This window comes from Salipiger sp. PrR003 (assembly GCF_010500785.1).
In the GTDB taxonomy this organism is placed as follows: Bacteria; Pseudomonadota; Alphaproteobacteria; order Rhodobacterales; family Rhodobacteraceae; genus Salipiger; species Salipiger pacificus_A.
Genome location: NZ_JAAGOV010000024.1, coordinates 173,227 through 180,769, shown reverse-complemented (window position 1 = coordinate 180,769; position 7,543 = coordinate 173,227). Strand labels below are relative to the sequence as shown.

Genomic DNA, 7,543 nt, shown 5'->3' with positions numbered 1-7,543 from the left:
CCCAGCGACGCAGCCCCGCCAGCGCCGCCGCCTCGCGCGCCAGCTCGGCGGGGCGGGTGGCCAGATCGGGGCAGATGGCGCGGGCGTCGGCCAGCGCCATGCCGCGCGCCAGCCCGTGCGCCTGCGCCAGCGGCGAGACGCAGTGCAGATGATCGGAATTGCCCGACCGCAGGGTCAGGGCAAAGGGCCCCTCAACGGGGCGTTTCCGCAGGCTCGTGTCGCTCGCCAGCCGCGGAAACCAGATGGAAAGCAGACGTCTCGCCACGCCAATCCACGGTCCAAAGTTTCAGTGTTCCCTTTTTGTTCTTTATAAGGTCCCATTGCTGCAGAGTCGAGTCCGGCGCGGGGGAAGGAAGCTGTTCGCAGGCCCAGCGTGTCTCGGCGGCATTGCTGCCCTGGCCGCTCTGGATCAGCATCAGCCCGGTGGTCCGCCCGGCCTCCGCCGCCAGCTGCAGCCGCCGCCCTGCGGTGAGAGAAAGCAGCTCGCCAGGCTCAGCCACCACCAGCCCCACGGCGGGGCAGCGCAGCGCCTCCTCGGCGGTCCACAGCAGATCGGTCTCGCTTTGCGTGCGCACCAAGAGCAGCCGCGCGCCCAGGCCCTCGGGCAGGCCGCGCAGCAGCGGGGTCTGCGGCGCGTGGCGTGGCAGGATCCAGATCAGCGGCCCGTCGTGGCGCGCCGCCTGGAAAAGCGCGAAGCCGCGCCGCGCACGCCCTTCGGCCTCATGCACCCGGGCGGGGCAGAGGGCGAGGGGATCGGCCTCGGCAAGAGGCGCGCTGGCGGGCAGGGAACGCATGGGGTCAGGTGCAGCAGAGTCGATACGGGGTGGCAGAGTGAGAACATTGCCAGAACATTCGGCCCGAGGGAAGCACCCGACGCCCGCCACGGGTGATCGTGACCCGGCAGGAAGACCGGGCGCCACGCCCGGCGTTGTGTCTCGGGGGAAAATATCCGTGCCGGAGGCAGGATCGCGCCGCGATCCTCCGGACCTCGAGGCTCTTGCCTTCAGCCCCGGCTGTCGGGCAGCGAGATGTTCGCGACCTGCTCGGCGATCGGGTCGGTGCTCAGCGGATGGGTCTCGGAGGCGTAATCGTCGTCTCCGCGCATCGGCTCCCAGCGACCGCGGCGGTAGATCTCGAGCGCCGAAAATTGCGCCTTGTAGCCCATCTTGGGCGAGCCGGGTACCCAGTAGCCCAAGTAGACGTAAGGCAGCCCCGCCTCGCGGGCGATGTCGATGTGATCGAGGATCATCCAGGTGCCGAGCCCGGACTTGGGCAGATCGGGATCGTAGAAGGAATAGACCATCGACAGCCCGTCATCGAGCACGTCGGTCAGACAGACTGCGGCGAGGTCGCCGCGCGCGCCGTCGGTGTATTCGACGATGCGGCTGCGGATCGGTGTCTCCTCGACCATCGCGGCAAACTCGAAGATATCCATGTCGGCCATGCCGCCATCGGCATGGCGCGCGTCGAGGTAGCGGCGGAAGAGCTCGAACTGGTCCTCGGTGGCCCAGGGGCTCGACGCCCGGCGGTGCAGATGGGCGTTGCGCTTCAGCGACCGGCGCTGGCTCTTGGACGGGGCGAAGCGGCGCACGTCGATCCGCGCCGAAAGACAGGCCGAACACTCGGAACAGGACGGGCGGTACAGCACGTTCTGCGAGCGCCGGAATCCCTGCTTGGAGAGGCTGTCATTGAGCTTCTCGGCACTGTCCCCCTGCAGCGCGGTGAACAGTTTACGCTCCATCCGGCCCGGCAGGTAGGGGCAGGGTTGCGGCGCCGTGACGTAGAATTGCGGCGCAAGGGGCAGCGAGTGGCGCATTTCGGAACCGTCCGGGCTGTTTGAAAGAAAAACGTAACAACGAAAGGGCTGGTCGCCAACCCCACCTCATCTTACATATGCAGCTATCACGATCTTGGGAAAGGGTGCGCGCGAAAGATCGCCAACGGGCGCGCCGTCGCGTGGATGCCGGGCGCTCTTGAAGGGGCACGCAAGGCACCGTCCCCACGCCTCCGACAAAGAAAAGGGGGCCGAGGCCCCCCTTGCGTCTTGAGCTGTCCCGGTGTCAGGCGGCGCGTCGGTTCAGCGCCACGGTGCCGAGGGCGAGGTCGGTCAGACCCTGACCGCGCTCTGTCGCCAGCATGCAGACGATCGAGACAATCTGCAGCGGCGCAAAGGACACGGAAACCGTGTATCCCAGCGTGTGCAGCAGCGCCTGAGGCAGGCCAAAGCGCTGCCCCTGCCAATCGCGGAACTCGATCGCCATGAGGCGCATGCCCCAGGTCGCCGAGCCGGTGGTCAGGGTCGCCACCCGGTAGCCGAAGCTGACCACCAGCCAGATGGCGAAGAAAATGAACACGCCAAGGAAAGCAGTGAACAGAAGGGCGATGAACACCAGCACCGCAACGATCATCGTGTCGATGACCCAGGCCATGCCGCGCTTGAGCGCGACACTCTCGTAGAAGGCACGCTGGTGCACCGGGTCGGGTAGATGGGAATAAGTCGCGTTGGGGTACATGTCTCTCTCGCTCGGGCTGTCCGTCTCGGGCGGGTGCAGTTTCGGGGTTACAGGGCAGGTGGGGACGATGCCGGAAGAAATCCAGAGGGCAGAGCCCGGTGGGGTGTCGGTGCCATGGCCCGTGCTGGGCCATGGCGATGTGTGATCCTGGTGATCAGGCGTTTTCGATCTCGCCCGTTTCGCGCTCTTCGCGGGCCTTGCGGTCGCGGTCGTCCATGAACTGGTCGAACTCGGCCTTGTCACGTGCCTCGCGCAGGCGCTGCAGGAAGTCCTCGAAGCTCTTCTGCTCGTCTTCGAGGCGGCGCAGCGTGTCAGCCTTGTAGGCATCGAAGGCGGCGTTGCCGCTCGGGCGCATGGCGTTGAAGCCCTGCTGGAACGCGGCGTGACGGTTGCTGTGACGATTGCGGCAAGACTTTCCGAACATGCGTTTGCTCCAGATCATATAGGCAAGAAGGGCGAGGCCGATGGGCCAGAAAATCATGAAACCGAGGATCATGGCGACGATCCACGCGGGTTTGCCCCGCTGGTCGAGCCAGAACTCGGCACGGCGCAGCCAGCCGGGGTTGGCGGGCTGGGTGTAGTGCTGCGAGGCGGCGGTCATGGGTCGTGTCCTTTCGGTTCGGTGTGATGTGAATGGTCTTCACATTACCGAAGATCGGTATTCGCCCGGCCCCCTTCAAGGGGTGATGTGAAAGGTTTTTACATTTTCCGCGCCGGGCGGTTTGACGCGTTGTCCGCCGCGAAGGGCCTTGGAGCCTAGACGGTCCGTGCCACCCAGTCCGAAACCGCCGCCGCGGCGCGCGCGAGATTGTCCTCGTGGCTCTGCCCGCTCACGCTCTTGCGCGGCTTGAGGTCATGATTGCCGTCGTCGAGCCAGTCCAGGGCGATGCTCTCCGACAGCGCATAGCCCGCCACCTCTTCGCGCGTGCCGAAGGGATCGCGGGTGCCCTGGCAGATCAGCGCGGGCGTGCGCAGCGCCGCGAGGTGTTCCGTGCGCAGCCTCTCGGGCTTGCCGGTGGGGTGGAACGGGTAGCCAAGGCAAACCAGCCCGGCAATCCTGCCCGCCTTGAAGAGGTCGTCGGCAATGAGGCTCGCGACCCGCCCGCCCATGGACTTGCCGCCGATGAAGAGCGGACCATCGCAGGCCAGGGCCTCGATCGCCGCGCGGTATTCCTGCTGAAGCAGCTCGATCTTGGGCGGCGGGCGCTTGGAGCCGCCCGTGCGGCGCTGCGCCATGTAGCCGAACTCGAAGCGCGCGACCCGCAGCCCCTCGCGAGCCAGAAGCGCCGCCATCCGCGCCATGAAATCGCTGTCCATCGCCGCGCCGGCGCCATGGGCGAGCAGCAGGGTCGGGCGGTCAGGCCCATCGCCGTCGATCAGGAAATCCATCCCGGTCACTCGGTGAACTCCGCCGCCACCGCGCCGGTGAGCCCCGGCAGCACGTGGGCGTCGAGCGCGAAAAGGTGCCGCGGTGTGCCCGCCGCCGCCCAGACCTGCGCAAACTCCAGCAGCCGCGGGTCGATCCAGGCCCGGATCGGCGTGAGGTGCCCGACCGGCGAAACGCCCCCGATGGCAAACCCGGTCTGCCCGCGGATCAGCGCCGCATCCGCCTTGCCCAGCGGCTCGCCCGCCAAGGCCGAGGCTTTCTCGGCGCAGACCCGGTTGCCGCCCGCGGTCAGGAACAACACCGCCGCGCCGCTCTGCTCGGCGCGGAAGATGATCGACTTGGCGATCTGGTCGAGCGCGCAGCCCACCGAGTCGGCCGCCTCCTGCGCGGTGCGGGCGTTTTCCACCTCGAGGATCTCCACCGGCAGCCCGGCCTCTTCCAGCGCCGCGCGCACCCGTTTCAGGCTCTTGCTCATGATCGTCTCCCGTCTCTGTCGCTCCGAGGCATAGCCGCCCGCGCGGCGGCGCGGCAAGCCACCGCATGCCAGTTGGCATTGCACAAAGCGCGCAACCGTGGCCATCTGCCGCCATGAACCTTGCCGATGCGATCACCCGACTGCCCCGCCCTTTCGAGCCCACCCTCGGAGAAGAGGCCCGCGCCGCCGTGCCCTGGGCCTCGGACCCCATCGCCGAGCTGATCGAGGGGGCGGGCGGCTCCAGCCCCTATCTCGCGGGCCTCATCCGCAAGGAAAGCACCTGGCTCGAGGGCGCAGTAGATGCCCCGCAGGACGCGCTCGTGGCGCTCTTCGCGGCGCTGCGCGGCACCGAGGGCGACCCCCGCGTGCCGCTGCGCGAGGCCAAGCGCCGGGTTGCGCTGCTGGTCGGGCTTGCGGACCTTGGCGGCGCCTGGCCGCTGGAGCAGGTCACCGGCACGCTGACCGACTTCGCCGACCTCGCGACGCAGATCGCCCTGCGTGACGCGATCGCCCGCGAGGTGAAGCGCGGCAAACTGCCCGGCGCCACCGAGGACGACGTCGCCGCCGCCGGCGGCATGGTGGTCTTTGCCATGGGCAAGATGGGCGCGGGGGAACTCAACTACAGCTCCGACATCGATCTCATATGTCTCTTCGACGAAACCCGCTTCGAGCGTGACGATTTCCACGAGGCCCGCGCGTCCTTCATCCGCGCCACGAAACGCATGAGTGCCACGCTCAACGACCTGACCGGCGAGGGCTACGTCTTCCGCACCGACCTACGGCTGCGCCCCGATCCCGCAGTCACCCCGGTCTGCATGGCAATGGAGGCCGCCGAGCGCTATTACGAGAGCCTTGGCCGCGCCTGGGAGCGCGCCGCCTGGATCAAGGCCCGGCCCTGCGCCGGGGACCCGGAGGCTGGCGCGCGTTTTCTCGAGTCGCTGCGGCCATTCGTGTGGCGCAAGCACCTCGACTTCGCCGCGATCAAGGACGCCCATGACATGCGCTTGCGCTATCGCGAGACCAAGGGGCTCTCGGGGCCGATCACCCTGCCAGGGCACAACATGAAGCTGGGCCGCGGCGGCATCCGCGAGATCGAGTTCTTCACCCAGACCCGCCAGATCATCGCCGGGGGCCGGGATCCGCGCCTCAGGGTGCGCGGCACGGTGCCGGGGCTGCAGGTGCTGGCCGAGACCGGCTGGGTGCCGCAGCCGGTCACCGAGACGCTGACGGAGCACTACCGCGCGCACCGCGAGATCGAGCACCGCATCCAGATGGTGCAGGACGCCCAGACCCACGCGCTGCCCGGTAGCGAGGAAGGGTTTGCCCGGCTCGCCGCCCTCTGCGGGCGCGATCTGGCCGAGCTGAAATCCGACCTGGAAGCACGGCTCGAGGAGGTGCACGAGCTGACCGAGGGCTTCTTTGCCCCCGAAAGCCGTGGCGAGCCCGTCGCCGCCTCGCCGCTGGAGGACAGCCCACTGGTGGCGCGCTGGCCAAGCTACCCGGCGCTGCGTTCGAACCGCGCGGTGGAGATCTTCAACCGCCTGCGCCCCGAGATCCTCAATCGCCTCGCCCGCGCAGCCCGCCCCGAGGAGGCGCTGACCGCCTTCGACGGCTTTCTGGCCGGGCTGCCAGCAGGGGTGCAACTCTTCTCGCTTTTCGAGGCCAACCCGCAGCTCGTCGATCTGCTGGTCGACATCGTCTCGGTCTCGCCCGAGCTGGCGCTGCACCTGTCGCGCAACGCCCAGGTCTTCGACGCGGTGATCGGCGGCGATTTCTTTGCCGCCTGGCCGGGGGTGACGGCGCTGACCGTCGATCTCTCGGAGGTGCTCTCGCGCGAAGAGGACTACGAGCGCCAGCTTGATTTGGCGCGGCGCTGGCAGCACGAGTGGCACTTCCGCATCGGCGTGCACTTGCTGCGCGGAATCTCGGAGCCGCAGGAGGCGGGCAAGCATTACGCCGAGCTGGCCGAGGCGACGCTCGCCGCGCTGGCTCCGGTCGTGCAGGCCGAATTCGCCCGCAAGCACGGCGACGCCCCGGGCCGTGGTGCGGTGGTGGTGGGCATGGGCAGTCTTGGGGCGGGGCGGCTGCACGCGCATTCCGACCTCGACCTTATCGTGATCTACGACGCGGATGGGGTCGATGCCTCCGAAGGCAAGCGGCCGCTTCCGTCGCGCACCTATTACGCCCGGCTGACGCAGGCGCTGATCACCGCGATGACGGCGCCCATGGCCGAGGGAAAGCTCTACGAGATCGACATGCGCTTGCGCCCATCGGGCAATCAGGGGCCGGTGGCGACCTCGCTCGCCGCCTTCACCGAGTACCAGCGCACGGGCGCCTGGGTCTGGGAGCACCTGGCGCTGACCCGCGCACGGGTTGTGGCAGGTCCGGCGGATCTCGCGGCCGAGGTCGAGGCGCGGCGGCATGAGCTGCTGGCCGGACCGCACGACCGGGGCAAGGTGCTGGGAGAGCTGTCGAAGATGCGCGCGCGTATTGCCGCCGCAAAGGGCAGCGGCGATCCTTGGGATCCGAAGCTCGGGCAGGGGCGGATGCAGGATATCGAGCTGGTCGGTCAGGCCGGTGCGCTGCTCTCGGGGCAGGCACCGCGGCGCACCGCTCGCGGCCTTGCGGCGGCAGCGCAGGAGGGCTGGCTGAGCCGCGCCGAGGCCGACCACCTCGCCGCCACCTATCGCCTCTGCTGGGCGCTGCAGATCGGCGCGCGGCTGATCACCCAGGGTCGGCTCGACCCCGGCCAACTGGGCGCGGGCGGCTGCAGCTTCCTCACCAGCCTCGCCGGGGTCGACGGACCGGAGGCCCTGCGCGCGAAACTGGACGAGATGGCCAGCCGCGCCGCCGAGATCATCAGTGCCGCCCTACCGGTGCCGGCGGAATGAAGGGCGACGCGCTCGATCCCAAGGCGCTGATCGCCGAGGCCTACCGGATCGAGGGCATCAGCCTCGAAGAGTGCCGCTCGATCTTCCTGGACTGGGCACTGTCGCTGCCCGAGGGGGCTGATCCGCGGGCCGCGCTCGACACGCTGCTGGCCCGCCATGGCACGCCGGGGCACCCGATGACGCAGGTCATGACCGAGGGCCGCGCAGTTGCTTTGCCGCGCCGCCGCGGAGGCCGCGCGGCACGGCGGTCCTGAGCGCAGGGGTCCCGGGAGCGCCT

Annotated in this window: 8 protein-coding genes and 1 pseudogene; 2 read left to right on the top strand and 7 right to left on the bottom strand. The window is 68.9% G+C overall.

The window, feature by feature from the left end:
* The 7 genes and pseudogenes from G0D83_RS02960 to G0D83_RS02930 all read right to left on the bottom strand — a co-directional run.
* Positions 1-265, bottom strand: a pseudogene (locus tag G0D83_RS02960) (DNA polymerase Y family protein); the annotation flags it as partial.
* Positions 192-794: an ImuA family protein gene (locus tag G0D83_RS02955; RefSeq protein WP_235940375.1), complete on the bottom strand. Its 603-nt coding sequence runs from the start codon at positions 792-794 to the stop codon at positions 192-194. The pseudogene G0D83_RS02960 and the gene G0D83_RS02955, both read right to left, overlap by 74 nt.
* Positions 795-1,003: 209 nt before the next feature.
* A complete protein-coding gene (locus G0D83_RS02950; protein ID WP_164189349.1) occupies positions 1,004-1,816 on the bottom strand; it encodes an arginyltransferase in 813 nt (270 codons plus the stop codon).
* Between the two features lie 244 nt (positions 1,817-2,060).
* Entirely contained in the window at positions 2,061-2,513 is a 453-nt protein-coding gene (locus G0D83_RS02945; protein ID WP_108968910.1) for an RDD family protein, read from the bottom strand.
* 154 nt (positions 2,514-2,667) lie between these two features.
* Complete coding sequence (locus G0D83_RS02940; RefSeq protein WP_108968912.1) at positions 2,668-3,114, bottom strand: DUF2852 domain-containing protein; 447 nt, start codon at positions 3,112-3,114, stop codon at positions 2,668-2,670.
* Between the two features lie 155 nt (positions 3,115-3,269).
* Positions 3,270-3,902: an alpha/beta family hydrolase gene (locus G0D83_RS02935; RefSeq protein ID WP_164189370.1), complete on the bottom strand. Its 633-nt coding sequence runs from the start codon at positions 3,900-3,902 to the stop codon at positions 3,270-3,272.
* Positions 3,903-3,907: 5 nt separating this feature from the next.
* A complete protein-coding gene (locus G0D83_RS02930; RefSeq protein ID WP_164189347.1) occupies positions 3,908-4,375 on the bottom strand; it encodes a YbaK/EbsC family protein in 468 nt (155 codons plus the stop codon).
* Positions 4,376-4,488: 113 nt separating this feature from the next.
* On the opposite strand from G0D83_RS02930, the gene G0D83_RS02925 reads away from it, so the two are divergent.
* Positions 4,489-7,266, top strand: coding sequence for a glutamine-synthetase adenylyltransferase (locus G0D83_RS02925; RefSeq protein ID WP_164189345.1), 2,778 nt, complete (start codon positions 4,489-4,491; stop codon positions 7,264-7,266).
* Positions 7,263-7,520, top strand: a complete 258-nt coding sequence (locus tag G0D83_RS02920) for a hypothetical protein (RefSeq protein ID WP_164189343.1) — start codon at positions 7,263-7,265, stop codon at positions 7,518-7,520. The genes G0D83_RS02925 and G0D83_RS02920 overlap by 4 nt, the downstream gene beginning before the upstream one ends.
* The last annotated feature ends 23 nt before the right edge of the window (positions 7,521-7,543 follow it).

Coding starts and splice junctions, on each gene's coding strand:
- G0D83_RS02955 (WP_235940375.1), bottom strand. CDS start 794: ATGCGTTCCCTGCCCGCCAGCGCGCCTCTTGCCGAGGCCGATCCCCTC.
- G0D83_RS02950 (WP_164189349.1), bottom strand. CDS start 1,816: ATGCGCCACTCGCTGCCCCTTGCGCCGCAATTCTACGTCACGGCGCCG.
- G0D83_RS02945 (WP_108968910.1), bottom strand. CDS start 2,513: ATGTACCCCAACGCGACTTATTCCCATCTACCCGACCCGGTGCACCAG.
- G0D83_RS02940 (WP_108968912.1), bottom strand. CDS start 3,114: ATGACCGCCGCCTCGCAGCACTACACCCAGCCCGCCAACCCCGGCTGG.
- G0D83_RS02935 (WP_164189370.1), bottom strand. CDS start 3,902: ATGGATTTCCTGATCGACGGCGATGGGCCTGACCGCCCGACCCTGCTG.
- G0D83_RS02930 (WP_164189347.1), bottom strand. CDS start 4,375: ATGAGCAAGAGCCTGAAACGGGTGCGCGCGGCGCTGGAAGAGGCCGGG.
- G0D83_RS02925 (WP_164189345.1), top strand. CDS start 4,489: ATGAACCTTGCCGATGCGATCACCCGACTGCCCCGCCCTTTCGAGCCC.
- G0D83_RS02920 (WP_164189343.1), top strand. CDS start 7,263: ATGAAGGGCGACGCGCTCGATCCCAAGGCGCTGATCGCCGAGGCCTAC.